A 26,021-nucleotide genomic window follows, 5' to 3' on the forward strand; every position below is an offset into this window, starting at 1 on the left:
GGCAGGCCACCGCCCCGGGCGCGGCTACGGGCGCACGACGAGCACGGGAGCGTCGACCGCGAGCACGGCGCGCATGGCGGGCGTCGCGACGAGCAGCCGGCCGGCTCCCTCGCGTCGGCGCATGCCCACGACGACGAGGTCGACCCCCTCGTCCGACACGATCGAGGCGAGCGCGTCGCCGTCCGCCGGCGCCTCCACCTCGACCGTGCGGGCAGCGCGCAGGCTCTCCGACGAGCCGCGCTCATCGGCGAGGGTGCGCAGCAGCGCCTCCTCGCCCGCCACGACGAGTCGGGAGCCGCGCCGGTCCGCCTCGGCCGCGGCTGCGGCGAGCGCCGAGCGGCCTTCCGCGCCCGGCACGAGCAGGGCGAGCACCGCGCTCATCGGCGGCCGATCCCGATCGCGGACCCCCGCCGGGCGCGCATCGCCGACTGGATGACCGGCAGCACGATGACGACGACGGCGACGACGATGAGCACGCCCGAGATCGGCCGGGTGAGGAAGCCGGTCGGGTCGCCGTCGAACAGGAGGAGCGCCCGCCGGATGCTCGACTCGAGCAGCGAGCCGAGCACGAACGCGAGCACGAGCGGGCCCGGCTCGAAGCCGAACTTCTTCATGAGGTACCCGAGGGCGCCGAAGCCGACGACGAGCGCCACGTCGAAGACGGAGTTGTTGATCGTGTAGGCGCCGATCAGGGTGATGAGCGCCGTGATGGGGGCGAGGATGGCCGCGCGCACGCGGAGGATGCGCACGAACAGTCCCACGAGCGGCAGCGACATGATGAGCAGCAGCACGTTGCCGATGTACATCGAGTTCACGACGCCCCAGAAGAGGTCGGGGTGCTGGTCGACGAGCTGCGGGCCGGGCGTCACGCCCTGGATGAGGAGCGCGCCGAACATGAGCGCCATCGTCGCGTTGGCCGGGATGCCGAGGGTGAGGAGAGGGATGAAGGAGCTCGTCGCCGCCGCGTTGTTCGCGGTCTCCGGGCCGGCGATGCCCTCGACCGCGCCGTGGCCGAACCGCGAAGGGTCCTTCGCGCGCTTCTTCTCGACGGCGTACCCCGCCATCGACGCGATGGTCGCTCCGCCCCCGGGCAGGAGACCGAGGAGGAAGCCCAGAACGGAGCCGCGCGCGAACGCGCCCGACGACTGCCGCAGCTCGGAGCGGCTGGGCCAGACGTTCGCGACGTGCGCAGGGGCGAGCGTCTCCGCGCGATGCCGCTCCTCGAGGCTGTAGAGGATCTCGCCGAGCCCGAACAGGCCCATCGCGATCGGCACGAAGTCGAGGCCGTCGGCGAGCTGCAGGCTCTCGAAGGTGAATCGCTCGGCCCCCGTGAAGGGGTCGCGCCCCACCGTGGCGAGGAGCAGGCCGATGCCCGCTGCGATGATCGCCTTGAGCTTCGAGCCGCTCGAGATCGTGGCGACGAGGAGGATGCCGAGCAGAGCGAGCGCCGCGTACTCGGCGGGCCCGAAGCTCAGCGCCCACCCCGCCACGATCGGCGCGAACACCGTGAGGCCGATGATCGCGACGGTGCCCCCGATGAACGAGCCGATCGCGGCGATGCCGAGCGCCGTGCCCGCCTTGCCGCGCTTCGCGAGCGCGTAGCCGTCGAAGACCGTCACGACCGAGCTCGCCTCGCCCGGCAGCCGCAGGAGGACCGAGGTGATCGTGCCGCCGTACTGCGCGCCGTAGAAGATGCCCGCGAGCATGATGATCGCCGTGACCGGCTCGATGCCGTAGGTCAGCGGCAGGAGGATGGCGATGGTCGCGGCGGGCCCGAGGCCCGGGAGCACGCCCACGAGCATGCCGACGACCACGCCGATGAGGCAGTAGAGGAGGTTGAGGGGCTCGAAGACGGTCGCGAAGCCGTCGAGCACGGGCTGGAAGTCCATGGTGTCTCCGCGGGTCAGAGCAGGTGGGGGATCGACGTCTTGAGGGCGACGACGAAGACGAGGTAGAACCCGACGACGATCAGCACGGATCCGACGATGGAGAGGATCCAGCGCTCGTGGCCGAGGACGCGCAGCCAGAGGAAGGCCAGCAGGAGGGTCGGGATCTCGAAGCCGATCACCGGCAGCAGCGCCACGTACGCGACGAGACTCGCGAAGCCGGCAGCGGCCATCCACGACGCCCGCATGAACTTCTCTCCGTCGCCGCCGTGACGGCCCGCGACGAGCTGCGCGAGCGCGAGGATGACGACGACCGCGCTCACGGCGAGCGGCCAGAGTCCTGGCCCGGGCTTCGCGAGCGTCCCGATTCCGAGGGAGGTCGCGAGCACGGCGCCGAGCGCTCCGACCGCGGCCGCGACGAGGGAGCCGGCGAGGTTGGCGATCGGTCCGGCCGCGGGCGGCGAGTCGTCGATCGGAACGGGCGTGGTGTCGCCCGGCGGCGGCGCGGGTTGCGCGAACAGTCCGGCCATGCGGCGTCCTCTTCCTGGAGTCGTGCGGGCGGGCGCGCGGCCGGGGGTGCTCCCGGCCGCGCGCGCTCTCAGCCCTCGGTGAGCGAGATGCCGTTGTCCTCGACGAGCGCGCGGTAGGTGTCGGCGAGCTCGGTCCACTCGCTGACGACCTCGTCGCCCGAGATCTCGTGCGGCGTGAGGAGATTGGTCTCGTTGAGCTGCCGGTACGCGTCGGTCTCGAGCGCCGCGTCGATCGCGCTCACGAGCGCCTCCTGCACGTTCTCGGGGAGGCCCTTCGGCCCGGCGACCGCGCGGTACTGGGCGACGGGGATGTCGTAGCCCTCCTCCGCCGCGGTCGGGACGTCGGGCAGGTACTCGTTGCGCTCCTGGGAGAACGTCAGAAGCGGGGTGACCGTGCCCGCGTCGATCTGCGGCTTGGCCTCGCCGAGCTGGATCGTGGCGACCTGGACCTGGTCGCCCATGACCGCGGTGAGCGCGGGCGAGCCCGAGTCGAACGGCACGGCCGTGCCGTCGATGCCGGCCTCCGCGAAGAGGATCGCCTGCGCGAGCTGCGATCCGGTGCCGACGCCCGTCGTGCCGTACGAGAGGTCCTCGGCCCCGGAGAGGTCGTCGAGGCTGTCGAAGCCCGACGCGGTGCTCGCGACGAGCACGTAGTCGTCCTGCGAGAGGCCCTTGAGGACGGTGAGGTCGTCGAGGCTCACCGCCTCCTCCTCGCTGACGGCGAGCGGGGTGATCGTGATGAGCGACGCGTTGAGCAGCACGAGGTTGTACCCGTCGGCCTCGGAGGCGGCGACCTCCTCGGTGGCCAGCGCGCCGTTGGCGCCCGGCTTGTTCACGACGGGCACGGCGACGCCCAGCTCCTCCGCCATGCCCTCGGCGACAGCGCGGGCGATGAGGTCGGTCGATCCGCCCGCCGCCTGACCGACGGTGAGGGTGATCGGGCCGGTGGGGAACTCCTCGGCGTCACCGCCCGAGGCGATGTTGCCGCCGCATGCGGTCAGGGCGAGCGCGCCGGCGGCCAGGAGGCCGAGTCCTGCGAATCGGGTGGCGGTCATGTCGGTCCTTTCGGGTCGGGCGTCCTCGCCCGCTTTCGTTCGCGGCGTCCACACCGATGCGGGACGGGTACTCAGGTTAGGAAGGCGGATGGATGCACGTCCAAGCCAGATTCCGAATAGCGCGATACCCTCAGGGCATCATGTTCACGCTCGACCAGCTCCGCTGCTTCATCGCCGTCGCCGAGGAGCTCCACTTCGGACGCGCCGCGGAGCGCCTCCGCATGACCCAGCCGCCGCTGAGCCGTCAGATCCAGCGGCTCGAGGCGCACCTCGGCGTGACGCTGCTCGACCGGGACAACCGCAGCGTCGCGCTCACGGAGGCCGGCCAGGCCTTCCTCCGCGAGAGCCGGGAGATCCTCGCGGCCGTGCAGCGCGCGCCGTCCACGGCCCGCGAGGTCGCAGCCGGCCGCAGCGGGGTCGTGCGGATCGGCTTCACCGCCGCCTCCGGCTACAGCGTGCTCGGCCCGCTCCTGACCGCGATCTCGGAGGCGCTCCCGAACGTCCGGCTCGAGCTCGAGGAGCTCGTCACGAACGAGCAGCGCGACGCCCTCGCGGATGGCTCCCTCGACCTCGGTCTCGCGAGGCCGCCGTTCGACCCCGAGCGGTTCGACTCGCGCCTGCTGCTCGCCGAGGATCTCGTCCTGGCTGTGCCCGCCGGCCATCCGCTCGCCTCGGCCGCGGACATCCCGAGCCGCGAACGGCTGCAGACGGAGCCGCTCATCATGCACTCCCCCACGAAGGCGCGCTACTTCTACGACCTCGCGGTGCGGATGCTGCCGGTCGACCACGCCCGGGTGGTGCACGTCGTGAGCCAGATCGCGACGATGGTCGCGCTCGTGGCCGCCGGACGCGGCATCGCGTTCGTGCCGGAGTCGGCACGCCTGCTCGGCATCGACGGGGTGGCCTACGTCGACCTCGGCCCGGACGCTCACGACATCGTGCAGCTGCACGCGATCTGGAGCAGCGCGAGCCGGAATCCCGCACTCGCGCGCGTCGTCCGCCTCCTGGACGACCTGCCCGCCTGATACCTCGAGAGCATCGAACTATCCACTCTTTGGCTTGGACAGGTATGGCGGGCCCCGCCTAGCGTGACGGTATCCCGTTCGTCGCCGGGTCGCCGGCACTGGCTCCAGGAGCACTCGTGGCACGTCTCACCCCCGCCGAACTGGCGGCTCACCTGAAGGATGGACTCCTCTCCTTCCCCGTCACCGCGTTCACCCGCGAGCTCGCCTTCGATGAGCGCGCCTACCGCGAGCACGTCGAGTGGCAGGCGAGCTACGACGTCGCGGGGCTGTTCGCCGCGGGCGGCACCGGCGAGGGCTTCAGCCTGAGCCCGGCGGAATCCGCTGCCGTCGTGCGCGCGGCGGTCGAATCCTCCCGCCCTGAGGTGCCTGTGCTCGCCTCGTCCGGCGGCGCCACCTGGCAGGCGGTCGAGAACGCCCGCGCAGCCGAGGAGGCGGGCGCGGAGGGGCTCCTCGTGCTGCCGCCCTACCTCACCGAGTGCGATCAGCGCGGACTCGAGGCGCACGTCGACGCGATCGCCTCCGCGACGCGGATCGGCATCATCGTCTACAACCGGGCGAACGCGGTGTACTCCGCGGAGACGGTCGAGCGCCTCGCGGACCGCCACGAGAACTTCATCGGGTTCAAGGACGCGATCGGCGACATCGAGCACCTCGCCAAGGTCTACGCGCGCAACGGCGACCGTCTCTTCTACCTCGGGGGCCTGCCGACCGCCGAGACTTACGCCCTTCCGCTCCTGCAGATGGGCATGAGCACCTACTCGTCCGCGCTGTTCAACTTCCTCCCCGAGTTCGCGCTCGAGTTCTACCGCGATGTGCGCGCGCAGGATCGCGGCGCCGTCACCGAGAAGCTCTCGCGCTTCGTGCTGCCGTACCTCGACATCCGCGATCGAGGCCGCGGCTACGGCGTCTCGATCGTCAAGGCAGGGCTGCGCGCCGTCGGCCGCGACGCCGGGCCCGTCCGCCCTCCTCTGCAGGACCTCTCCGAGCAGGACCTCGCCGACCTCGCCGCGCTCATCGAGCGCGCGGGCGTCCGCGCCCCCGCCGCCGTCTGATCGAAAGGAACCGCATGACCACCCTCACGGGCCACTCGCTCATCGCCGGCGCACGCGTGCCGGGAACCGCGGGAACGACACACGGCGTCTCGCCGCTCACCGGCGAGCGCCTCGAGCCTGCCTACACCCTGCTCGACGTCGACCCGGTCGGAGAGGCGACGGCCGCAGCCGAGGCCGCATTCCCGTCGTTCTCGTCGCTCGACCCGTCGGCGCACGCCGCGTTCCTCGACGACGTCGCCGACCGCATCGATGCGCTCGGCGACGCCCTCATCGAGCGCGCCGCCCTCGAGACCGGGCTCACGTCGGCCCGACTCGCCGGAGAGCGGACGCGCACGACGAACCAGCTGCGGCTGTTCGCGCGCGTCGTGCGGCAGGGCGACTTCCGCGGCGTCCGCGTCGATCCCGCCCTGCCCGACCGCTCGCCGCTCCCGCGCCCCGACATCCGCCAGCGCAAGGTCGCCCTCGGGCCCGTGGCGGTGTTCGGCGCGTCGAACTTCCCACTCGCCTTCTCCACCGCGGGTGGAGACACCGCCTCCGCCCTCGCCGCCGGCTGCCCCGTCGTCTTCAAGGCGCACAACGCGCATCCCGGCACGAGCGAGCTCGTCGCGTCGGCGATCGTCGACGCCATCACCGCGGCAGGCCTGCACCCCGGCGTCTTCTCGCTCGTATACGGGCCCGGCGCCGCGGTGGGGCAGGCGCTCGTCGCCGACCCGGCCATCCAGGCCGTCGGCTTCACCGGCTCGCGCGCGGGCGGCCTCGCGATCGTCCGGACGGCGCAGAGCCGCGCCGTGCCGATCCCCGTGTACGCCGAGATGAGCTCGGTGAACCCGGTCTTCATCCTGCCCGGGGCGCTGGATGGCGACATCGAGGCGCTCGCGACGGGGTACGTCGCGAGCGTGACGGGCTCGAGCGGACAGCTCTGCACGCAGCCCGGCATCGTGTTCGTGCCGCGCGGAGAGGCCGGCGACCGGTTCGTCGCGGCGACGTCGCGCCTCGTCGACGAGGCCGCGGGGCAGGTCATGCTCACGGCGGGAATGGCACGGGCCTGGCGCGAGGGGGTCGCCGCGCGCGAGCACCTGGACGTCGAGGTGCTCGCCCGCGGCGCCGAGGGTGCGGGCGAGAACGCGCCGGCACCCGTCATCCACGGTGTCGACGCCGCGTCGTTCATCGCCGACGACGCCCTGCAGGCCGAGATCTTCGGCGCCGCATCGCTGGTCGTCCGATACGACGCGGCCGATGACCTCACCGCGGCCGCGGGCCGGCTCGAGGGCCAGCTGACCGCGACCATCCAGCTCGCCGAACGGGACCACGCGCTCGCGGCGGCGCTCCTTCCCGTGCTCGAGCGGAAGGCCGGGCGGATCCTCGCGAACGGCTGGCCGACCGGCGTCGAGGTCGGGCATGCGATGGTGCACGGCGGCCCGTTCCCCGCGACATCGGATGGCCGCACGACGAGCGTCGGGACACTCGCGATCGAGCGCTTCCTCCGACCGGTGGCGTACCAGGGGCTCCCTGACGCGCTCCTTCCCGCGCCGCTGCGCGACGCGAACCCGTGGAACCTCACGCGCCTCGTCGACGGCGTGCTCCAGCCCGGAGGTGCCGCATGAGCGCCGTCGTCTCCCGCGTCGAGGTCGTGCCCGTCGCGGGCCACGACTCGATGCTCCTCAACCTGTCCGGCGCGCACGGGCCGTTCTTCACGCGCAACATCGCGATCGTCACCGACTCCGACGGCCGCGAGGGCCTCGGGGAGGTGCCGGGCGGCGAGGCCATCCGCGCCACGATCGCCGAGGCCGGCGAGCTGCTCGTCGGGCAGCCCGTGGCGCGATTCCGCTCCCTCCTGCGCGAGATCGCCCGACGGTTCGCCGACCGCGACGCAGGCGGGCGCGGCCTGCAGACGTTCGACCTCCGGACGACCGTCCACGCCGTGACGGCGCTCGAGTCGGCCCTCCTCGACCTGCACGGGCAGGAGCTCGGCGTGCCCGTGGCCGAGCTCCTCGGATCCGGGCAGCAGCGCGACAGCGTGCCGATGCTCGGATACCTGTTCTTCGTCGGCGACGCCGATCGCACCGACCTGCCCTACCTCCGCGAGCCCGACGGGGCGGACGAGTGGGAGCGCCTGCGCCGAGAGGAGGCCATGACCGCCGACGCGGTCGTGCGCCTCGCGGAGGCCGCCCAGGCGAGGTACGGATTCACCGACTTCAAGCTCAAGGGCGGCGTGCTCGACGGCGACGCCGAGGTGGATGTCGTCACGGCGCTGGCGCGGCGCTTCCCCGAGGCCCGCATCACGCTCGATCCGAACGGCGGGTGGCTGCTGGCCGACGCCGTGCGCCTCGGGGAGCGGCTTCGCGGTGTCGTCGCCTACGCGGAGGATCCCTGCGGTGCGGAGGGGCCGTTCTCGGGTCGCGAGGTGATGGCCGAGTTCCGACGGCGCACGGGGCTGCGCACGGCGACGAACATGATCGCGACCGACTGGCGCGAGATGGCGCACGCCGTGCGCGAGAACGCCGTCGACATCCCGCTGGCCGACCCGCACTTCTGGACGATGGCCGGGTCGGTGCGAGTCGCCGAGCTGTGCGCCGACTTCGATCTCACGTGGGGGTCGCACTCGAACAACCACTTCGACGTGTCGCTCGCGATGTTCACGCACGTCGGGGCGGCCGCGCCCGGCGCGATCACGGCGCTCGACACCCACTGGATCTGGCAGGACGGCCAGGGTCTCACGACGGCGCCCCTGCAGATCCGGGATGGCGCGGTGCGGGTTCCCGACGCACCGGGTCTCGGCGTGACGATCGACCGCGATCGGCTCGCCTCCGCGCACGAGCTCTACCTCGAGCACGGCCTCGGCGCCCGTGACGACGCCGTGGCGATGCAGTACCTCCTCCGCGAGTGGGTGTTCGACCCCAAGCGACCCTGCCTCGTCCGCTGATCCGGAGGCCGCCTACCCCGTCGCCCGTCCCCCGCATCCCCCTCCCTTTCCTTTTCCGCCCTCTCTTCCCTCCCCACCTCCCGTGTCTCGTTTCGGGTGGGAATGCCCTCGGCATTCCCACCCGAAGCGAGACACGGGAGGTATTTCATTGGACAGATTATGGATCTGTACGATAGATTCAGGCCATCCGCTCGATGAGGAGAACCCCGTGACGTACACGCCCGACGCCATCCGCACCATCCGCCTGTCGACGCTCCGCCTGCCGCTGCAGACCGCGATCTCCGACGCCAAGGTCTTCACCGGCCGACAGAAGCCCATGACCGAGGTCGCCTTCCTCATCGCCCAGATCGAGACCGAGCAGGGCTTCGCCGGGCACGGCTTCAGCTACTCCAAGCGAGCCGGCGGCCCGGCGCAGTACGCGCATGCGAAGGAGGTCGCCGAGGCGGCCATCGGCGAGGACCCGAACGACATCCAGAAGCTCTACACGAAGCTCCTCTGGGCCGGAGCGTCCGTCGGCCGCTCAGGCGTCGCGACGCAGGCGCTCGCTGCGATCGACATCGCCCTCTACGACCTCAAGGCCAAGCGCGCCGGCCTCCCGCTCTCGAAGCTGCTCGGCGCTCACCGCGACTCGGTCCGCACCTACAACACGTCGGGCGGATTCCTCAACGCGTCCATCGACGAGGTCCGCGAGCGGGCGTCGCGGTCGATCGAGGAGGGGATCGGCGGCATCAAGATCAAGGTCGGGCTCCCCGACACGGCAGAGGACCTCCGCCGCGTGCGCGCCGTCCGCGAGCACGTCGGCGACGCCGTGCCGCTCATGGTCGACGCCAACCAGCAGTGGGATCGTGCGACCGCGCTGCGGATGGGCCGTCGGCTCGAGGAGTACGACCTCGTCTGGATCGAGGAGCCCCTCGACGCCTATGACGCGGAAGGGCACGCCGATCTCGCGCGCGCCCTCGACACGCCGATCGCGACGGGCGAGATGCTCGCGTCCGTCGCGGAGCACGAGCGGCTGATCGCGGCACGATCGTGCGACATCATCCAGCCCGATGCCCCGCGCGTCGGCGGCATCACGCAGTTCCTGCGGCTCATGACGCTCGCCGACCAGGCGGGGCTCGACCTCGCACCGCACTTCGCCATGGAGATCCACCTGCACCTCGCCGCCTGCTACCCGCGCGAGCCGTGGGTCGAGCACTTCGACTGGCTCGACCCGCTCTTCGAGGAGCGCCTCGAGACGCGCGACGGCCGCATGATCGTGCCCGACCGCCCCGGCCTCGGCATCACCTTCAGCGACCAGGCGCGCGCCTGGACGACCGATTCGGTCGCGATCGGGCGATGACGGATGGACGCGGGCGCGGCATGCGCGCGGATGGCCGCGGGAGCCGCCTGCGGAATGGGACGATGAGCGGATGAGCACATCGCGCTCCGAGGAGATCGCCCGCGTCCTCGCCGCCCGGATCGTCGAGGGCGTCATCGCACCCGGCGAGCGCCTGCCGAGCGAGGGGCGCCTCGTCGACGAGTTCGGCGCGAGCCGGACCGTCGTGCGCGAGGCGCTCCAGCGGCTCCAGTCCCGCGGCCTCGTGCGCACCCGGGTCGGGTCGGGGAGCTACGCGCTCACTCCCCCCGCGCCCGTCACGGGCGACGACTGGCTCGCCGCTCGCGACGCCTCGGAGCGGAACGAGCTCCACGCCTTCCGTACCGCGATCGAGACCGAGGCCGCCGCGCTCGCCGCGCGCCGGCCATCCGCTGCCGACCTCGCGGCGGTCGACGCGGCCCTGGCCGACCTGGAGAGCGCGACGCTGCCGGCCGCGTCGGCCGAGGCCGACTTCGCCTTCCATCGCGCGGTCGCGGCGGCTTCAGGCAACCGCTACCTGCTGGCCGCGCTCGATCGGATGGGTGCGCGCGCCATCGTCCTCCCGCCGGCACGGATCTCCGATTCCGAGCGGGCGAGCGCTGAGGCCGCGGCGGTCGTCTCCGAGCACCGCGCGATCGCGGCGGCCATCCGCTCGGGAGACCCGCTCGCCGCTGCGGCGGCGATGCGCGCCCATCTCGCGGCCTCCGCCGCGCGCCGCGCAGGCTGAGCGCCCACGCCGCCCCGGCCGCTTCTACAGCTTGCGCAGGAGCACGCTCTCGACGTTGTGGTCGGCGCCCTTGTTGAGCACGAGCGTCGCGCGGTGCTTCGTCGGCGCGACGTTCTCGAGCAGGTTCGGCAGGTTGATGTCGTTCCAGATGCCCCGGGCCGTGCTGATGGCCTCCTCGTCGCTGAGGTGCTGGAAGACGTTGAAGTACGACGACGGGTTCGAGAACGCGCCCTCCCGCAGCGCGAGGAAGCGGTTGACGAACCACTCCTCGATGTGCGCGGCGTCGGCGTCGACGTAGATCGAGAAGTCGAACAGGTCGCTGACCGCGACGTCGTTCGGCGTGGGCGGCGGCTGCAGGACGTTGAGCCCCTCGATGATGAGCACGTCGGGCCGCCGCACGACGACCTGCGCGTCGGGCATGATGTCGTACTTCATGTGCGAGTAGAACGGGGCCCGCACCTCGTCGGCACCGCTCTTCACGCGCGTGACGAAGTCGACGAGAGCACGGCGGTCGTACGACTCGGGGAAGCCCTTGCGGCTCATGATCCCGCGCCGCTCGAGCTCGGCGTTGGGGTAGAGGAAGCCGTCCGTCGTGACGAGCTCGACGCGCGGGGTGTCCGGCCAGCGGCTGATCAGCTCGCGGAGCAGGCGCGCGACCGTCGACTTGCCGACCGCGACCGACCCCGCGACCCCGATGACGAACGGGGTCGTCGGATCCTCCTCCTGGAGGAACGTCGACACCTCGGCGCCGATTCGGCGCACCCCGCTCGCCCAGATGCTGAGCGTGCGGCTCAGCGGCAGGTGGACGTCTCGCACCTCGGCGATGTCGAGCCGGTCGCCGAGCCCGCGCAGCTGAACGACCTCGGTCTCGGTGAGCGGCTGATCCATGCCCGCCGCCATCCGCGCCCACTCGGCGCGGGGGATCTCGCGGTACAGCGAGAGGGAGGCGGGAACGGCTGTCGGACTCATCCGCAACATCGTACCGGGGCGGATGACCGGGGCCCGGCGGCAGGACGGCCGGGGCACAGCGGCAGGATGGCCGGGGCACAGCGGCAGGACGGCCGGGCGAGGCCCGACCCGCGCGCGCTGGCGCGGGTCGGGCCGGGCGTCACACGAGCCGCTCGAGCTCGGCCGGCGTCCCGGTCATGATCACGGCGGCATGCTCGGTGATGCGCTCGATCGGCCAGTCCCACCAGCGCACCGCGAGGAGCCGGCGGACATCCTCTTCGTCGAACCGCATGCGGATGCGCCGCGCGGGGTTCCCTCCCACGACCTCGTACGGCGCGACGTCCTTCGTGACGACACTGTGCGCGCCGATCACCGCGCCGTCGCCGATGGTCACGCCGGGGAGGATCGTCGCCTCGCGGCCGATCCACACGTCGTTGCCGACGACCGTGTCGCCGCGCTGCTCGATCGCGAGGAAGGCGTCGAGGGTGTTCTCCAGCCAGGCCCCGCCGAACATCGTGAACGGATAGGTGGATGGTCCGACCATCGGATGGCTGCCGCCCGGCATGAGGAACGTCGCACCCGGGGCGATCGCCGTGAAGCGGCCGATGACGAGGCGCTGGGGGCCGTAGAGGTACCGGACGTTGGCCTCCTCGAACGGCGGACGGGTTCCCTCGTCGTCGTAGTACGTGTACTCGCCGACCTCGATGAGCTCGGACGTCACGACGCTCCGGAGGAACACGACGTTCGACAGCTCCGGTCGCGTCGTCGGCGTGGGCTGGGAGGGGTCGGGGATGCGGGGATCGGTCACTGCTGCTCCTCCTCGGGGGTCATCCACTGCACGAGCTGGTACACGACGCCGTTCGGGTCGGCCATCTGGAAGTAGCGCTCGCCCCACGGCTCGGTCTCGATCGGCGTGACGATCTCGACGCCCTCGGCACGCAGGCGCTCGTACTGCGCGTCGATGTCGGGAACGACGAACACCACGAGCAGTCCCCCGGCATCGTGCGCCTGCGCGGCGGGCCTGAAGGTCCCGAGCCCGGTGCGCAGGTAGATGAGCGCGAACCCCGCCTCGGGGTGCGCGAGCGAGCAGAACCCGTCGGCGGACATGGTCTCGGAGAAGCCGAGATGCCGCTTCACCCAGGCGGCGGACGCCTCGACGTCGCGGACATTGAGCGAGAGGGCGGATTCGGTGATGTGCATGGAACGGCCTCCTGTCGGTCGGATGGTCTCGGCTGCGGATGCGGTCGTGCGGGTCATCGCGTCCTCCTTCTCCTCAACGGAACGTCGTACACTGTACGGTATACGACGTACAGAGCACAACCCCGTCCATGGCAGGATCATTCCCATGTCCTCGAACCGCACCGGATCCGGCGAGCCCAGCGCCACGCTCGCCCTGCTGTGGGGCGAGCCCGCTCGCACGCAGCGGAAGGGGCCCGCGCGCTCGCTCACCGCGGTCCAGCTCGTCGATGCCGCGCTCGAGCTCGCCGACGAGAGCGGCCTGGCCGCGGTGACCATCCGCGCCGTGGCCGAGCGGGTGGGAGTGTCGGCGATGTCGGTCTACACGTATGTCCCCGGCAAGCCGGAACTGCTGGACCTCATGGTCGACGCGCTCTACGGCCGGATGCCCCGGCGCCCCTGGGCGGATGAGACGTGGCGGGCGCGGCTCGGGATGGTCGCCGAGGCGAATCGCGAGCTGCTGACGGAGCACGCATGGCTGACCGAGGTCGCCGCTCTGAGCCGGCCGCCCCTCGGGCCCGGACTGATGGCGAAGTACGAGCACGAGCTCGCGGCGTTCGACGGGACGGGACTCGCGGATGCCGACGTCGACGCGGCGCTGACCTATCTGCTCGGCTTCGTGCAGGCACACTGCCGCGCGGCGCACGACGCGCAGCGCGCCACGACGGATTCGGCGATGAGCGACGGCGAGTGGTGGGCGGCCAACCAGCCGATCCTCGCGCGCGCGTTCGACCCGACGCGCTATCCCCGCGCCGTCCGGATCGGAGCCGCAGCCGGGGAGGCGCAAGGGTCTGCCTGGGCGGCGGATCGGGCGTGGGAGTTCGGCCTTGCTCGCACACTCGACGGCCTCGCCGCGCTCATCGACTCGGCCTGAGCCCCGCGGACGGGAGCGGGCGAGGCGAGTTCCGGCGACCCGCAGGCCGCCCTCTCGCCTCGCCCGCTCCTCAGTGACCGGCGACGATCCGGATCAGCCGCAGGGGTTCTGCGTCGTCACGGCGCCGTTCGCGACCGCAGCGGTCGTGCCCGACAGGACGTAGTCGGACCCGCCGTTGTTGTCCCACGTGCCCGCGCCGTTGTTGAACGCCGCCGTCACCGACGCGCCGTTCGAGTCGATCGTCCGCGACACCCATCCCGAGCACGCCGCCGTCATCGACTGCCCCGGCGCCGTCGTCCACGCGCCCGAGCCGACCTTGTAGTGGATGTTGTACGCCGACCATCCCTTCGACGTCGAGTAGTACACCGTCAGGTCGTCGGTCGACGTCGTCGCGCAGGGGTTCTGCGTCGTCACGGCGCCGTTCGCGACCGCAGCGGTCGTGCCCGACAGGACGTAGTCGGCTCCGCCGTTGTTGTCCCACGTGCCCGCGCCGTTGTTGAACGCCGCCGTCACCGACGCGCCGTTCGAGTCGATCGTCCGCGACACCCATCCCGAGCACGCCGCCGTCATCGGCTGCCCCGGCGCCGTCGTCCACGCGCCCGCGCCGACCTTGTAGTGGATGTTGTACGCCGACCATCCCTTCGACGTCGAGTAGTACACCGTCAGGTCGTCGCCGGTGACGGGGCCCGTCGTCGCCTTCGCGTCCTTGTGGAGCGCGATGGCGTCGTCGGCGCCCACCGTCGCGGTGAACTGGCCGCCCGAGACGGTGATCGTGGGGCCCGACCACACGCCGTTCGTCTTCACGGCGTCGATGACGTTGTAGTAGGTGCCGTCGGGCAGGCTCGTCGTGAACGTGCGGGTGAGGTCCCCGCCGCGGTTGATCGCGACGAAGCCGGCGTCTCCGCGGCCGAACGCGATCGCGCTGCTGCCATTGGTCCACTTGTCCGTGATCGGCTTGCCGTACGTGGCGGTGCGGAAGCCGACCATGTTGAGGATGTCGTTCTGCTTGTGCGTGAAGGTCCATCCGCCCTGAGGGCTCGCGTCGACGACCGCGCCCGCGCCATCCGTCTCCGGGCCGGCGTCCTTGTTGCTGAACGCGTAGCCGGAGTGGATCGACGGCGAGCCGTAGTTCCAGGCGAGCGTGAAGATCTGCGCGAGGTCGTAGGCGGCGCCGTCCTTGTACGAGAGGGTCTCGCCGTTGCGCTCGGTGTCGTGGTTGTCGACGAACACCGCGGCGTTGGCCTGCGGGAGGAAGCCGCTCCAGGTCGCGCCGATGCCGTTGCCCTCGATGAGCCAGTTGAGCGTGCGGCCGCCGAACGCCTCCTTGAGCTTGCGCGCGAACGCGAACTCGTGGATGTCGCCGATCGAGGTGTACTCCTCCGGCTGGATGGGCTCGTTGGCGCGGATGACCTCCTGCACGACGTAGAGCGAATCGCGGTTCTTCACCTTGCTCCAGATGCCCTGCATGTCGGTGGCGGCGATGTGCTTCACGGCGTCGATGCGGAAGCCGGCGACGCCCATGTCGACGAGCTTGTTGAGGTAGCCGGCGATCGTGTTCTGCACGTACGTCGAGCTCGTGTTGAGGTCAGCGAGGTTGACGAGATTGCACTCCTGCACCTCCCAGCGGTCCTGGTAGTTGACGATGTCGCGCTTGCAGCCGTGGAAGTCCCAGCTCTGGTAGAGCCCGGGGTACGTGTAGTGCTGGTACTGGGTTCCGGCCCATCCGGTGCCGCCCGCGGACTGCCCCGACATGTGGTTGATCACGGCATCGACGATGACGCCCACCCCCGCCGCGTTGCACGTGTCGATCATGTTCTGGAACTCGGCCTCGGTGCCGAGGCGCGAGTCGAGCTTGTACGAGACCGGCTGGTAGTGCGTCCACCACGCCGATCCGAGGACGTGCTCCTGCGGTGGCGACGTCTGCACGTACCCGTATCCCGCAGGGCCGAGGGTCTCCGTGCACTCGCGGGCGATCGCATCCCACGTGTACTCGAACAGGACGGCCGTGGTGTCCTTCGGCCCGGGAGCGGCGGCTTCGGCGGGCTCGGCAGGAGCGGCGATCGCGAGGAGCGGGGCCGCGAGGGCGAGGGCTCCGGCGAGCGCGAGCGCGCGGAGCGGGCGCCTTCTGCGGCGCGGGCGGTCGACGGTCGGGGCAGGGTTCATCGGGGCATGCTCCTTCGCTTGTCGTCGATGCGCGCTTCGCCTTCGAGTGCGCACCGGGGCACATCCGCGTGCCCGCTGTGACGCTAGCGGCGCGGATGGGTCTGCTGCAAGCGTTTGCAGAAAATCCGTCGAGGGCGGATGGTGATGGCGCGGGTCGCGCGCAATCTCGGGGCTTCTCATCGACATGAGTCGGCAAGCGCTTGCATCCACGGCGCGACCACTACGCTGTCGACGTGCGCCTCGGAGTCCTCGACATCGGTTCGAACACCGTCCACCTGCTCGTCGCGGATGCCCACCCCGGCGGCAGACCGCTCGCGCAGACGAGCGAGAAGTCCGTCCTGCGGCTCATGCGCTATCTCGAGGACGACGGGCGCATCTCCGACGAGGGTGTGAAGGCGATCATCGACGCCGTGCATCGCGCGCGCGAGGTGGCCGAGAAGGAGGGCGTCGACGAGCTGCTCGCCACGGCGACCTCCGCCGTGCGCGAGGCCGCGAACGGCACCGACGTCATCCTGCAGATCGAGGCCGCGCTCGGCCAGCCGCTCCAGGTGCTGGGCGGCGAGCAGGAGGCGCGCTTCACGTTCCTCGCGGTCCGGCGCTGGTTCGGCTGGTCGGCGGGACAGATCCTCCTCTTCGACATCGGCGGCGGGTCGCTCGAGATCGCGGGCGGCAGCGAGGAGCTGCCCGATCTCGCCGAGTCGGTCCCGCTGGGCGCCGGCCGGATGACGATCGGGTTCCTGCCCGACGACCCGCCCGGCGACCGGCAGGTCGACCGGCTCCGCGCGCACGCAGCGTCGGCGCTCGCTCCGATCGCCGAGCGCTTCGCATCGCTCCCCCGCCCCGACCACGTCGTGGGGTCGTCGAAGACGATCCGCTCCCTCGCGCGGCTCGCGGGCCATCCGCTCGAGGGCTGGGCCGGCAACGACCGGATGGTGCTGCGCCGCGACGCGCTCGGCTCCTGGATCCCGGTGCTCGCGCGGATCCCCGCGCAGGCGCGGCAGGAGCTGCCCGGCATCACGGCCGATCGCACGTTCCAGATCACGGCGGGTGCGGTCGTCCTGCACGAGGCGATGGCCGCACTCGAGGTCGACGAGCTCGAGGTGTCGCCGTGGGCGCTCCGCGAGGGCGTGCTGCTGCGCTACATCGAGGACCTGGGCTGGTAATCCCCACTTCTGGCGCGGGATTCCGCGCCGCGCCGAGGGCTACCGTGGAAGAGTGAGCGACGAAGACACCGGCTGCGGCTGCGGGTGCGGAACCCCCGGGCGCGGCGCTTTCCTCTCCCTGAGCACACGGCCGCCTTCGACGGCGCCGGACCGCACAGGGCGCCACGCGATCGAGCAGGCGCGCATCCCGGCGGGCGCGTTCACGATGGGCGACTCGTCGGGCGATCGCAATCCGCAGGATGGCGAGACGCCGCTGCACCGCGTGACGCTCGACGCGTTCGAGATCGACGCGACGACCGTGACCAACGCCGACTTCGCGCGCTTCGTCGACGACACCGGCTACCGCACCGAGGCCGAGACGTTCGGCTTCTCGGCGGTGTTCCACCTCGCTGTCGCGGCTCCGGAGGAGGACATCGTCGGTCAGCCGCCGGGGACGCCCTGGTGGTTCGGCGTCAGGGGCGCCGACTGGCGCCATCCGGGAGGATCTCGCTCCGACCTCGACGGACTCGACGACCATCCGGTTGTGCACGTCAGCTGGAACGACGCCGTCGCGTACTGCGCGTGGGCCGGTCGCCGCCTGCTCACCGAGGCCGAGTGGGAGTACGCCGCGCGCGGCGGAATCGACGGCGCGAAGTACCCGTGGGGCGACGCGGAGGTCGACGAGGGCGGATGGCGCGCCAACATCTGGCAGGGCGTGTTCCCGCGCGAGAACACTCTGGACGACGGATGGCTCACCACGGCTCCCGTGCGCACCTTCCAACCGAACGGCTTTGGGCTCTGGCAGACCGTCGGGAACGTGTGGGAGTGGTGTCAGGACTGGTTCGATCCGCGCACCTACGAGCGCGGCGACGTCGAGAACCCGAGAGGGCCCGCCACCGGGGCCGCGCGCATCCTGCGCGGCGGCAGCTATCTCTGCCACATCTCGTACTGCAACCGCTACCGCAACTCCGCCCGGTCGCAGAACACCCCGGACTCGTCGATGGGCAACGCCGGGTTCCGCACCGTCGCGCTCCGCGAGGAGCGCTCGTGAGCCGCTTCCCGCAGCGCGTCTACCGCGAGGGCGACGAACCCGATCCCCGTTTCAGCCTCGCGAACGAGCGCACGTTCCTCGCGTGGCTCCGCACCGCGCTCGCGATGTACGCCGGCGCGTTCGCTCTCGAGGCGCTCGACATCCCGACGGCCGCCGGGTGGCGCCTCGCGGCCGCGGCCGTCTTCCTCGTGCTGGGCACGCTCGCCGCCATCCAGGCCTGGCTCGGGTGGGCGCGCACCGAGAAGGCGCTCCGTCTGGGCCGGCCGCTTCCCGGGCTCGGCGTCGGAGGGGTCATCGTCGCCGGTGTGGTCGTCGCCGTGGCGCTCGTCACCATCGGGATGTTCGTGTGACGGACGCCGTCTTCGACCCGGGGCTGCAGCCCGAGCGCACGCTGCTCGCATGGCGCCGCACGTGCCTCTCCTTCGGGCTCGCGAGTCTCGTCGCCATGCGCTTCACGGCGGAGTCGCTCGGATTCGCGGCCGTGATCGTGGGCCTCGTGGGGGCAGGGCTCGCCGTGGGCGCGTACTTCGCGGCGGCCATCGGATACCGCCGCGCGCACGCGTCGCTCCACCGTTCCGGCGCCCTGGAGCGGGGAGCGTGGCCGCTCGCTCTCGCGACCGCCGCCGCGCTCATGCTCGGCGCCGCGTGCGCCGGCTACCTCGTGATGGGCGCTCTCGGGAGCTGAGGCCCGTCATCCTCGTCAGACTAGCGTTCGTCGTCGAAACCGGTGCTCCCGGCACAGGTCCCGACGACCAGGGCTAGTCTCGACGGCGGTGGGCGGTTCCCGGCCCGCGCTCAGGCGAAGAGGGAGTACGTGACGAGCGCGCCGCCGCGTCCCCGAGACCGTTCGACGACGACCTCGGGCGGTCGCTCGGCCTTGCACTGGCCTGCGCCCGCTGCCGGCGGCAGTCCGCCGATGAACGGGCGCGCCTTGCCCTTCGACCGGTCGCGGACGTGCTCGGCGACGCCATCCGGAACCCTCATGACCGGGCCGCAGCGCGAGCCGTCGATCACGACGTGCACCGAGACATCCGCCGGCGCCGAAGGCTCATCCGGCTGGTCATCCGCGTGCGCGGCGCCGCCGAATGCGAGCGCGCCGCAGATGGCGAGCACCCCGCCCCATCGCGCCGTCCGCCGCATCACCCCCGAAGCATATCGGGGCGCTGCCGCAGCGCGATACACGGATGGCGCCACGCGTGCGGGCGTGGCGCCATCCGGGCTCAGGCTGCGGGCAGATCGAGCGTGTGCGCGGTGTGATCCCGCTTCGTGCGCAGGTAGTTCGCGTTGGCGGCCGAGAGGTGCACGGCCGTGGGAACGCGCTCCTCGACCGCGACGCCGAGGGCGCCGAGCTGGGCGGCCTTGTCGGGATTGTTGCTCAGCAGGCGGATGCGGTCGACGCCGACCGCGCGCAGCATCTGCGCCGCCGCGGTGTAGTCGCGCTCGTCCTCACCGTGGCCGAGCGCGAGGTTCGCCTCGTAGGTGTCGAGTCCCGCGTCCTGCAGCGCATAGGCATCGAGCTTCGCGTAGAGTCCGATGCCGCGTCCCTCCTGGCGGAGGTACAGCAGGAATCCGCCCTCGTCGGCGATGCGCTCGACGGCCTCGCGCAGCTGCGGGCCGCAGTCGCAGCGCTCCGAGCCGAAGACGTCGCCCGTGAGGCACTCGCTGTGCGGGCGGACGAGCGGTGCGACGCCGTCGCGCTCGAGCGCGCCGCGCCAGTCGCCCAGCGCGAGAAGGAGGTGCTCCCGGCCGTCGACGAGTCCGTCGAACGTGATGACCTCGGCCTCCGTCGCGTATCCATCGGGGAAGCGAAGAGGGATGCGCACGCGCACCCGCTCACGGGCGGCGGGGACATCCAGCGTCGCAGCGGGGCGCGAATCCGAGAGCTCGATCACAGCAGGTGAAACAGCCCCCTCCGGCGTCTATTCCCTCGAATCGAGAATGTGACGAGGTGGCCTTTGGACGTGTCTCGGTACGGGCGGGAATCCGGCCCGGATAACGGCGGGGCGTGAGACACGCGGCGTCAGCCGGACGAGCGTGTCTCGGTAACGGCGGGAATCCGCCCCCGATAACCGCGGGGCGTGAGACACGGGGTGTCAGCCGGACGAGCTGTGTCTCGGTAACGGCGGGAATCGAGCCCGGATAACCGCGGAAACCGAGACACGCGCCGTGCGCCGCACCGGCATGTCTCAGCACCGGCGGGAATCGAGCCCGGATAACCGCGGGAAGCGAGACACGGAAGCACCGCCCCCACAGAAGGCCGAACAAGCATGTCTCGCCACCGGCGGGATTCCGCCCCGAATTACCGCGCGAAGTGAGACACGTGAGGTCTCGGCCCGGACGAGCGGCTACGACGCGTCGGGAGCAGGGGTCTCGGGAGTCGGGTCGTCGGGAGCGGGCGTCTCGGGAGCGGGCGTCTCCGGAGTCGGATCTTCGGGCGTCGGCGTCGGCTCCTCGGGCTCGGGCGTCGGCTCCGGGCTCGTCTCGGGCGTCGGCTCGGGCGTCGGGTCCGGCGTCGGCACGGGAGCGGGCACGACCGGCGTCTGCTGCCGCTCGCGCTCCTCCGCCTCGCGCTGCTCCTGCTCGAGGCGCTCTTGCTCGATCGCGATCGCCGCACGATGCTGGTCCGCACGCAGCGCATCGACCGCGGAGGCGAACTCCTTCAGCCGCTGCTCCAGCTGGGCGGGGTCGTTCGCGTCCGCCGCGCTCTGCGCGGCTGACGCGACCGCCGCGCGGAAGTCCTCGACGGCATCGGGATTCTCTCCCAGGATGACCTCGGCGCGGGGCAGCAGGGATCCACGGAATGCCTCGAGCGCCGCGGAGAACTCGGCGTCGAGCTCGGCCATCCGATTGCGCGCCTCGCCGACAGCGGCAATGGTCGCGTCGGCTTCGGCCTCGGCGCCGTCGAGGGCCGTGAGGGCACGGTCGAGCTCCTCATCCGTGTCGACCGTCGCGGTCTCGGGCATGGCCGCCGGCTCGGACGGCAGCTCGAGCCGGCCGAGCCCGTCCGCATAGGCAGCTACCGCCTGCGCGGCGGTCGACCGCGCGGCCTCGTCGGCGTACCCCTCCGCGCCCGCAAGGGCCGTGGACATCCGCTCGGCCGTCTCCGTGCGGGTCGCGATCGCGGCGGCGACATCGGACCGCGCGGAAGACGCCTCATCCCGAGCCGAGACAGCCTCCGCACGAGCGCTCGCGTACTGCTCGGTCCGGTCCGACTCCCCCGCCCGCGCGAGCATCGGCCCCGCCACGAGCGCGACGACGACGATCGCCAGGACGACGGCCGCCGCCGACCCGATGAGCAGCGGGCGCAGGCTCCGGCCCGGGGCCTGCGCGCGAAGCGAACGACGCGTGGGCGCGAGGTCGGGGTGAACCGGCACCCAGGTGGTGCGCATCGGGCGTTCGGGCGTCTCGGAGCGGGGCATCGTCTCCAGGATAGAGAGCCGACCGTACGTCCGACGATTCGGCGGCCGCGGCCATCCGCCCAGAGAGCGCGGAGGGCACGACCGCGGATGGCCGCCGCTCGCGTCAAACCCGCGGATGGCCCCGCCCCAGCAAGCCCGCCGCGGCAGAACCGGCAAGCCCGCCCCGTCAAGCGCCCCGACGGATGGCCCCGGCAATCCCGCGCGCCGGGAGCGGCCGCGCGTCAGAGCGCGAGCCGCTCCCGGACGACGTCGGCGATCGCGTCGGCGTGACGCTGGGCGGAGGCGCCGTCGGCGGCCTCGACCATCACGCGGACGAGCGACTCCGTACCCGATGCGCGCAGGAGCACGCGGCCGGTGTCGCCGAGCTCGGCCTCGACCGTGCGGACGACGTCCTGCACGACCTCGTCGTCGACGCGCGTCTTGTCGACGCCCTTCACGTTGACGAGCACCTGCGGGTAGACCGTCATGATCGACGCGAGCTCGGCCAGGCTCTTGCCCTGACGTGCCATCTCGGCCACGATGTGCAGGCCCGTGAGCACGCCATCGCCCGTCGTCGCGAAGTCGCTCATGATGACGTGGCCCGACTGCTCGCCGCCGAGGGAGTATCCGCCGGCGTTCATCTCCTCGAGCACATAGCGGTCGCCGACGGCGGTCGTCTTGACCGTGATCCCCCGCTCGCGCATCGCGACGTGCAGGCCGAGGTTGCTCATCACGGTCGCGACGAGCGTGTCCTGCGCGAGCATGCCGCGCTCCTGCATCGAGGCGGCGAGGATGGCCATGATCTGGTCTCCGTCGACGGGCGTGCCGTCGGCGGTCACGGCGAGGCAGCGGTCGGCGTCGCCGTCGTGCGCGATGCCGACGTCGGCGCCGTGCGCGACGACGGCCTCGGCGAGCTTGTCGATGTGCGTCGATCCGACGCCGTCGTTGATGTTGAGCCCGTCGGGGTCGGCGCCGATGACGGTGACCTGGGCGCCTGCGTCGCGGAACACCTCGGGCGAGACGCCAGCGGCCGCGCCGTGGGCGCAGTCGAGCACGACGTGGATGCCGTCGAGGCGCGCGGGAAGAGAGCCGAGCAGGTGCAGGAGGTAGCGGTCCTCGGCGTCGGAGAAGCGCCGGATGCGGCCGACCTCGCCGCCGGTCGGCAGCAGCTTGTCGCGCGTGAGGTAGCTCTCGATCCGCTGCTCGACGACGTCGGGCAGCTTCACGCCGCCGCGCGCGAAGATCTTGATGCCGTTGTCGGGCGCGGGGTTGTGCGATGCCGAGACCATGACGCCGAAGTCGGCATCGCGGTCGGCGATGAGGAAGGCGAGCGCGGGCGTCGGGATGACGCCGGCGTCGTAGACGTCGACGCCGGATGCCGCGAGACCCGCCGCGACGGCAGCGCTGAGGAACTCGCCCGAGATGCGGGGGTCGCGGCCGATGACGGCCGTGGTGCGCTTGCCCGCGGCGCGGCGCGCCTCCGCGGAACGCCCCTGGCCCAGGACGACCGCGGTCGCCTGGGCCAGGGAGAGAGCCAGGTCGGCGGTGAGGGTGCCGTTGGCAAGCCCTCGCACGCCGTCCGTGCCGAAAAGCGGCATGGAGTGTGTCTGCCTCAGCGCTTCGAGAACTGCGAAGCCTTGCGGGCCTTCTTGAGACCGGCCTTCTTGCGCTCGATGACGCGAGCGTCGCGCGTGAGGAAGCCGGCCTTCTTGAGGGTCGGGCGGTTGTTCTCGCGGTCGACCTCGTTGAGGGCACGGGCGATCGCGAGACGCAGCGCGCCGGCCTGGCCCGAGGGGCCGCCGCCGTTGATGCGGGCGATCACGTCGTAGGCGCCGTTGAGGTTGAGCACCGTGAAGGGGTCCGTGATGAGCTGCTGGTGCAGCTTGTTCGGGAAGTAGTCCTCGAGGGTGCGGCCGTTGACCGTGAAGGAGCCCGAGCCGGGGATGATGCGCACGCGGGCGATGGCCTGCTTGCGACGGCCCACGGCAGCACCGGGGACGCTCACGACGGGGCGCTCGGCCACGACGACGTCGTTCGCCGGCGTCTCGGTCGAGTAGTTCTGGATGTCGTTTTCGATTTCGTTCGCCACGATGAAGTCCTTAAACGCCGCTTACTGGGCGACCTGGTCGAGGGTGTACGTCTTGGGCTGCTGAGCGGCGTGCGGGTGCTCGGCACCGGCGTACACCTTCAGCTTGGCGAGCTGCTCGCGACCAAGGGTGTTCTTGGGGAGCATGCCGCGGACTGCCTTCTCGACAGCGCGAACCGGGTTCTTCTCGAGGAGCTCGGCGTAGGTGACCGACTTGAGGCCGCCCGGGAAGCCCGAGTGACGGTAGGCCTTCTTCTGCTGGAGCTTCTGACCGGTGAGCGCGACCTTGTCGGCGTTCACGATGATGACGAAGTCGCCCATGTCCATGTGGGGAGCGAAGGTCGCCTTGTGCTTGCCGCGGAGGAGGGCGGCGGCGTGCGAGGCCAGGCGGCCGAGAACGACGTCGGTGGCGTCGATCACGAGCCACTCGCGCTGGGCTTCACCGGCCTTCGGGCTGTAAGTGCGCGTCACAGTAGTGCTGCTTTCTGTTCGAACGGAGACGTTCGTGAATCCCGCTCCGGGCGGTTTGACCGGTCGATGCCGGCCATCACCTGCGGTGGAGGGCTCACGTTCGCGGCGCCCGAGACGGGCACCAAAGAGCAATCCTAACCGATGAGCGTGCGGATGGCCAAAAGCGGTCGTCAGCGATAGCTCGCGCTGACGAGGATGGGCAGGTGATCGCTCGCGCCCTGCGGCAGCGTCGTGATGTCGTCGATCGTCAGTCCGGCGGACGTCGCGAAGTCGTAGTGCCCCCGGAAGAACCGATACCGCGTGTAGGTGCGGGCGTCGCTCAGGGTCAGGTCGTAGCCGTGGCCCTTGATCCGCTCGTGCAGCCGCTCCTTGAAGACGGGGTAGTTGTAGTCGCCCACCATGAGCGTCGGGAGGCCCGGACCCAGGCGCTGGAGCGCCCCCAGCGCAGAGCGGATCTGGTGACGCCGGAGCGAGTTGAGTGCGGTGAGCGGAGCCGCATGGAACGACGCGAAGATCACCTCGCGCCCGGCGTCGATGTCGAACATCCGCGCTCCGAGGAGTCGCTCGTGGGCGGGCTTCAGGAGGATGTCGTGCAGCGAGCGCTTGAGCGAGAGCACGACGACGTCCTCGAGGCGGAACATGTTCTCGCGGTAGTAGAGCGCGAGGCCGAGCCGGTTCCGCTCGGTCGCCTTCGCGAGTCGGAGGCCCGCGACGTGCTCGGGGAGGTCGGTCGTGTCGGCCTCCTGCAGGCAGAGGACGTTCGCCTCCCACCGATCGACCAGGTGCTCGAGCTCCGCGGCCGCGGCGTGCTTGCGGAGGTTGTACGAGATGACTCTCATGCCGCCCACGGTATGCCCGCCGAACGTGCGGAGGCTATGGGTTGCGCGCGCGTGTCCTGGACGCGAGCCGGCCGCCATCCGCTCGGCCGCCATCCGCTCGCACGTCAGCCGCCGACCTCGTCGGCGTCGCGCCGGTTGCGCGTCTGCTCGGCCCGCTGCGCGAGCTGGTCGTCGGCCGGATAGCCGACCTCGGTGAGCGTGAGGCCGCGCGCGGCGAGCACCTTGAACTCGTTCGTGCGCTCGAGTCCGTCGCGGATGATGCGGAGGTGCTCGGCGGTGAGCTTCCCCTCCCCCACGGCGACGCACGCGCCGACGAGCGCGCGCACCATCGAGTGGCAGAACGCGTCGGCGCGGACGTTCGCGACGAGCACGCCGTCGTCGTCACGACGCCAGTCGAACTCGAGGAGCGTGCGGATGGTCGTGGCCTCGGGTCGCGGCTTGCAGTACGCGGCGAAGTCCCAGAGTCCGACGAGTCCGCGCGCGGCCTCGTCCATCGCGGCGACGTCGAGCTCCGCGCGGACGGTCGTCGTGCGGTGGCGCTCCATGGGGTCGTAGCCGACGACCTGGTCGGCGATGCGATACGCGTAGCGGCGCCACGTCGCGGAGAAGCGCGCGTCGAATCCCTCGGGCGCGGTCGACACGCGGTTCACGGCGACATCGGAGTACTGGCCGAGCACGCCAATGAGGCGACGCGCGACCGGCTCCATCGGGTCCTCGACCTCGGGGGCGTTGCGGCGACGCTGCGTCATCCGCTCCCACTGCACGTCGTCGATGTCGGCGTGCGCGACCTGCCCGGTCGCGTGCACGCCGGCGTCGGTGCGCCCTGCGACCACGAGCTGCACGGGCGAGCTCGCGATCCGCGTGAGCGCCGCCTCGAGCGTGCCCTGGACGGTGCGGAGCCCCGGCTGCCGGGCCCATCCTCGGAAGTTCGTGCCGTCGTACGCGATGTCGAGCCGGATGCGCCGCATCGGTTCAGGATATCGGGGAGCGGCCGGCGCTCTTTCGCGGCCGGCGAGCCAGCGGCGTCCATCCAGGGCCGCCGGCGCTGCCGCAGACGCACCACCCGGCCGCACCGCCCCGCCGCCCCACCGCCCCGGTCCGCCGCCCAGGTCGCGAAAAACGTCCCAGGAACCGCCAATAGGGACGACAACTGCGCCCCAGACGGATGGCGCCCAGCTCAGGTCGCGAAAACCGTCCCCAAAACCCTCGATAGGGACGACAACTGCGACCCGAACGGATGGCGCCCAGCTGTTAGCGCCCA

General features: G+C 71.5%; 27 protein-coding genes. 11 read left to right on the forward strand and 16 right to left on the reverse strand.

Going from position 1 to position 26,021, the window contains the following annotated elements:
- Positions 1–24: 24 nt before the first annotated feature.
- The 4 genes from GC092_RS12090 to GC092_RS12105 form a co-directional block, all read right to left on the reverse strand.
- Positions 25–381 carry a universal stress protein gene (locus GC092_RS12090; protein ID WP_324012183.1) on the reverse strand — a complete coding sequence of 119 codons (357 nt, stop codon included), beginning with the start codon at positions 379–381 and terminating at the stop codon, positions 25–27.
- Positions 378–1,889 (reverse strand): tripartite tricarboxylate transporter permease, encoded by a 1,512-nt coding sequence (locus tag GC092_RS12095; RefSeq protein WP_324012185.1) that lies wholly within the window; start codon positions 1,887–1,889, stop codon positions 378–380. The genes GC092_RS12090 and GC092_RS12095 overlap by 4 nt, the downstream gene beginning before the upstream one ends.
- Before the next feature lie 14 nt (positions 1,890–1,903).
- Positions 1,904–2,416: a tripartite tricarboxylate transporter TctB family protein gene (locus GC092_RS12100; RefSeq protein ID WP_324012186.1), complete on the reverse strand. Its 513-nt coding sequence runs from the start codon at positions 2,414–2,416 to the stop codon at positions 1,904–1,906.
- 68 nt (positions 2,417–2,484) lie between these two features.
- On the reverse strand, positions 2,485–3,471 hold the full coding sequence (locus GC092_RS12105) for a tripartite tricarboxylate transporter substrate binding protein (protein WP_324012187.1): 987 nt from the start codon (positions 3,469–3,471) through the stop codon (positions 2,485–2,487).
- A gap of 140 nt (positions 3,472–3,611) precedes the next feature.
- On the opposite strand from GC092_RS12105, the gene GC092_RS12110 reads away from it, so the two are divergent.
- From GC092_RS12110 to GC092_RS12135, 6 genes are all read left to right on the forward strand, one after another.
- Positions 3,612–4,496 carry a LysR substrate-binding domain-containing protein gene (locus GC092_RS12110; RefSeq protein WP_324012189.1) on the forward strand — a complete coding sequence of 295 codons (885 nt, stop codon included), beginning with the start codon at positions 3,612–3,614 and terminating at the stop codon, positions 4,494–4,496.
- 116 nt (positions 4,497–4,612) lie between these two features.
- Positions 4,613–5,548: a 5-dehydro-4-deoxyglucarate dehydratase gene (gene kdgD / locus GC092_RS12115; protein WP_324012192.1), complete on the forward strand. Its 936-nt coding sequence runs from the start codon at positions 4,613–4,615 to the stop codon at positions 5,546–5,548.
- 14 nt (positions 5,549–5,562) lie between these two features.
- A complete protein-coding gene (locus tag GC092_RS12120; protein ID WP_324012194.1) occupies positions 5,563–7,152 on the forward strand; it encodes an aldehyde dehydrogenase (NADP(+)) in 1,590 nt (529 codons plus the stop codon).
- Complete coding sequence (locus tag GC092_RS12125) at positions 7,149–8,471, forward strand: enolase C-terminal domain-like protein (RefSeq protein ID WP_324012196.1); 1,323 nt, start codon at positions 7,149–7,151, stop codon at positions 8,469–8,471. The genes GC092_RS12120 and GC092_RS12125 overlap by 4 nt, the downstream gene beginning before the upstream one ends.
- Positions 8,472–8,679: 208 nt before the next feature.
- Positions 8,680–9,810, forward strand: a complete 1,131-nt coding sequence (locus GC092_RS12130) for an L-talarate/galactarate dehydratase (protein ID WP_324012198.1) — start codon at positions 8,680–8,682, stop codon at positions 9,808–9,810.
- Positions 9,811–9,880: 70 nt separating this feature from the next.
- The gene (locus GC092_RS12135; RefSeq protein WP_324012200.1) at positions 9,881–10,552 is read left to right on the forward strand and encodes a FadR/GntR family transcriptional regulator; all 672 of its coding nucleotides are present in this window, start codon (positions 9,881–9,883) and stop codon (positions 10,550–10,552) included.
- Positions 10,553–10,576: 24 nt separating this feature from the next.
- Here GC092_RS12135 and coaA read toward each other — a convergent pair whose 3' ends face one another.
- From coaA to GC092_RS12150, 3 genes are all read right to left on the reverse strand, one after another.
- Positions 10,577–11,521: a type I pantothenate kinase gene (gene coaA / locus GC092_RS12140; RefSeq protein ID WP_282978214.1), complete on the reverse strand. Its 945-nt coding sequence runs from the start codon at positions 11,519–11,521 to the stop codon at positions 10,577–10,579.
- Between the two features lie 139 nt (positions 11,522–11,660).
- Positions 11,661–12,308: a CatB-related O-acetyltransferase gene (locus GC092_RS12145; RefSeq protein WP_324012202.1), complete on the reverse strand. Its 648-nt coding sequence runs from the start codon at positions 12,306–12,308 to the stop codon at positions 11,661–11,663.
- Complete coding sequence (locus tag GC092_RS12150) at positions 12,305–12,757, reverse strand: VOC family protein (protein ID WP_324012204.1); 453 nt, start codon at positions 12,755–12,757, stop codon at positions 12,305–12,307. Before GC092_RS12150 ends, GC092_RS12145 begins: the two co-directional genes overlap by 4 nt.
- 88 nt (positions 12,758–12,845) lie before the next feature.
- Between GC092_RS12150 and GC092_RS12155 the strand changes: the two genes are divergently transcribed.
- A complete protein-coding gene (locus GC092_RS12155) occupies positions 12,846–13,610 on the forward strand; it encodes a TetR/AcrR family transcriptional regulator (RefSeq protein ID WP_324012207.1) in 765 nt (254 codons plus the stop codon).
- Positions 13,611–13,703: 93 nt separating this feature from the next.
- Here GC092_RS12155 and GC092_RS12160 read toward each other — a convergent pair whose 3' ends face one another.
- Entirely contained in the window at positions 13,704–15,773 is a 2,070-nt protein-coding gene (locus tag GC092_RS12160; protein WP_324012209.1) for a carbohydrate binding domain-containing protein, read from the reverse strand.
- A 233-nt stretch (positions 15,774–16,006) separates the two neighbouring features.
- Between GC092_RS12160 and GC092_RS12165 the strand changes: the two genes are divergently transcribed.
- From GC092_RS12165 to GC092_RS12180, 4 genes are read left to right on the forward strand one after another with little or no spacing between them, the layout of a single operon-like run.
- The gene (locus tag GC092_RS12165) at positions 16,007–16,936 is read left to right on the forward strand and encodes a Ppx/GppA phosphatase family protein (RefSeq protein WP_324012211.1); all 930 of its coding nucleotides are present in this window, start codon (positions 16,007–16,009) and stop codon (positions 16,934–16,936) included.
- Between the two features lie 52 nt (positions 16,937–16,988).
- A complete protein-coding gene (locus GC092_RS12170; RefSeq protein WP_324012213.1) occupies positions 16,989–17,966 on the forward strand; it encodes a formylglycine-generating enzyme family protein in 978 nt (325 codons plus the stop codon).
- On the forward strand, positions 17,963–18,316 hold the full coding sequence (locus GC092_RS12175) for a YidH family protein (RefSeq protein WP_324012218.1): 354 nt from the start codon (positions 17,963–17,965) through the stop codon (positions 18,314–18,316). Before GC092_RS12170 ends, GC092_RS12175 begins: the two co-directional genes overlap by 4 nt.
- Entirely contained in the window at positions 18,313–18,651 is a 339-nt protein-coding gene (locus GC092_RS12180; RefSeq protein WP_324012219.1) for a DUF202 domain-containing protein, read from the forward strand. Before GC092_RS12175 ends, GC092_RS12180 begins: the two co-directional genes overlap by 4 nt.
- A gap of 110 nt (positions 18,652–18,761) precedes the next feature.
- On the opposite strand, the gene GC092_RS12185 is transcribed toward GC092_RS12180, so the two are convergent.
- The 8 genes from GC092_RS12185 to GC092_RS12220 form a co-directional block, all read right to left on the reverse strand.
- Entirely contained in the window at positions 18,762–19,109 is a 348-nt protein-coding gene (locus tag GC092_RS12185; RefSeq protein WP_324012220.1) for a hypothetical protein, read from the reverse strand.
- A gap of 77 nt (positions 19,110–19,186) precedes the next feature.
- On the reverse strand, positions 19,187–19,783 hold the full coding sequence (locus tag GC092_RS12190) for a GTP cyclohydrolase II (RefSeq protein WP_324014907.1): 597 nt from the start codon (positions 19,781–19,783) through the stop codon (positions 19,187–19,189).
- Positions 19,784–20,311: 528 nt separating this feature from the next.
- Complete coding sequence (locus tag GC092_RS12195; protein WP_324012221.1) at positions 20,312–21,385, reverse strand: hypothetical protein; 1,074 nt, start codon at positions 21,383–21,385, stop codon at positions 20,312–20,314.
- 221 nt (positions 21,386–21,606) lie between these two features.
- The gene (gene glmM, locus GC092_RS12200; protein ID WP_324012223.1) at positions 21,607–22,962 is read right to left on the reverse strand and encodes a phosphoglucosamine mutase; all 1,356 of its coding nucleotides are present in this window, start codon (positions 22,960–22,962) and stop codon (positions 21,607–21,609) included.
- 14 nt (positions 22,963–22,976) lie between these two features.
- Positions 22,977–23,441, reverse strand: a complete 465-nt coding sequence (gene rpsI, locus GC092_RS12205; RefSeq protein ID WP_374727767.1) for a 30S ribosomal protein S9 — start codon at positions 23,439–23,441, stop codon at positions 22,977–22,979.
- Between the two features lie 33 nt (positions 23,442–23,474).
- Complete coding sequence (gene rplM, locus GC092_RS12210; RefSeq protein WP_271172358.1) at positions 23,475–23,921, reverse strand: 50S ribosomal protein L13; 447 nt, start codon at positions 23,919–23,921, stop codon at positions 23,475–23,477.
- 170 nt (positions 23,922–24,091) lie between these two features.
- Positions 24,092–24,760 carry an endonuclease/exonuclease/phosphatase family protein gene (locus GC092_RS12215; protein ID WP_271172359.1) on the reverse strand — a complete coding sequence of 223 codons (669 nt, stop codon included), beginning with the start codon at positions 24,758–24,760 and terminating at the stop codon, positions 24,092–24,094.
- A gap of 104 nt (positions 24,761–24,864) precedes the next feature.
- Positions 24,865–25,728, reverse strand: coding sequence for a tRNA pseudouridine synthase A (locus GC092_RS12220; protein ID WP_324012228.1), 864 nt, complete (start codon positions 25,726–25,728; stop codon positions 24,865–24,867).
- Between the last annotated feature and the right edge of the window lie 293 nt (positions 25,729–26,021).

Origin of the sequence: Microbacterium sp. JZ37, assembly GCF_035188445.1 — a bacterium.
Lineage (GTDB): Bacteria > Actinomycetota > Actinomycetes > Actinomycetales > Microbacteriaceae > Microbacterium > Microbacterium barkeri.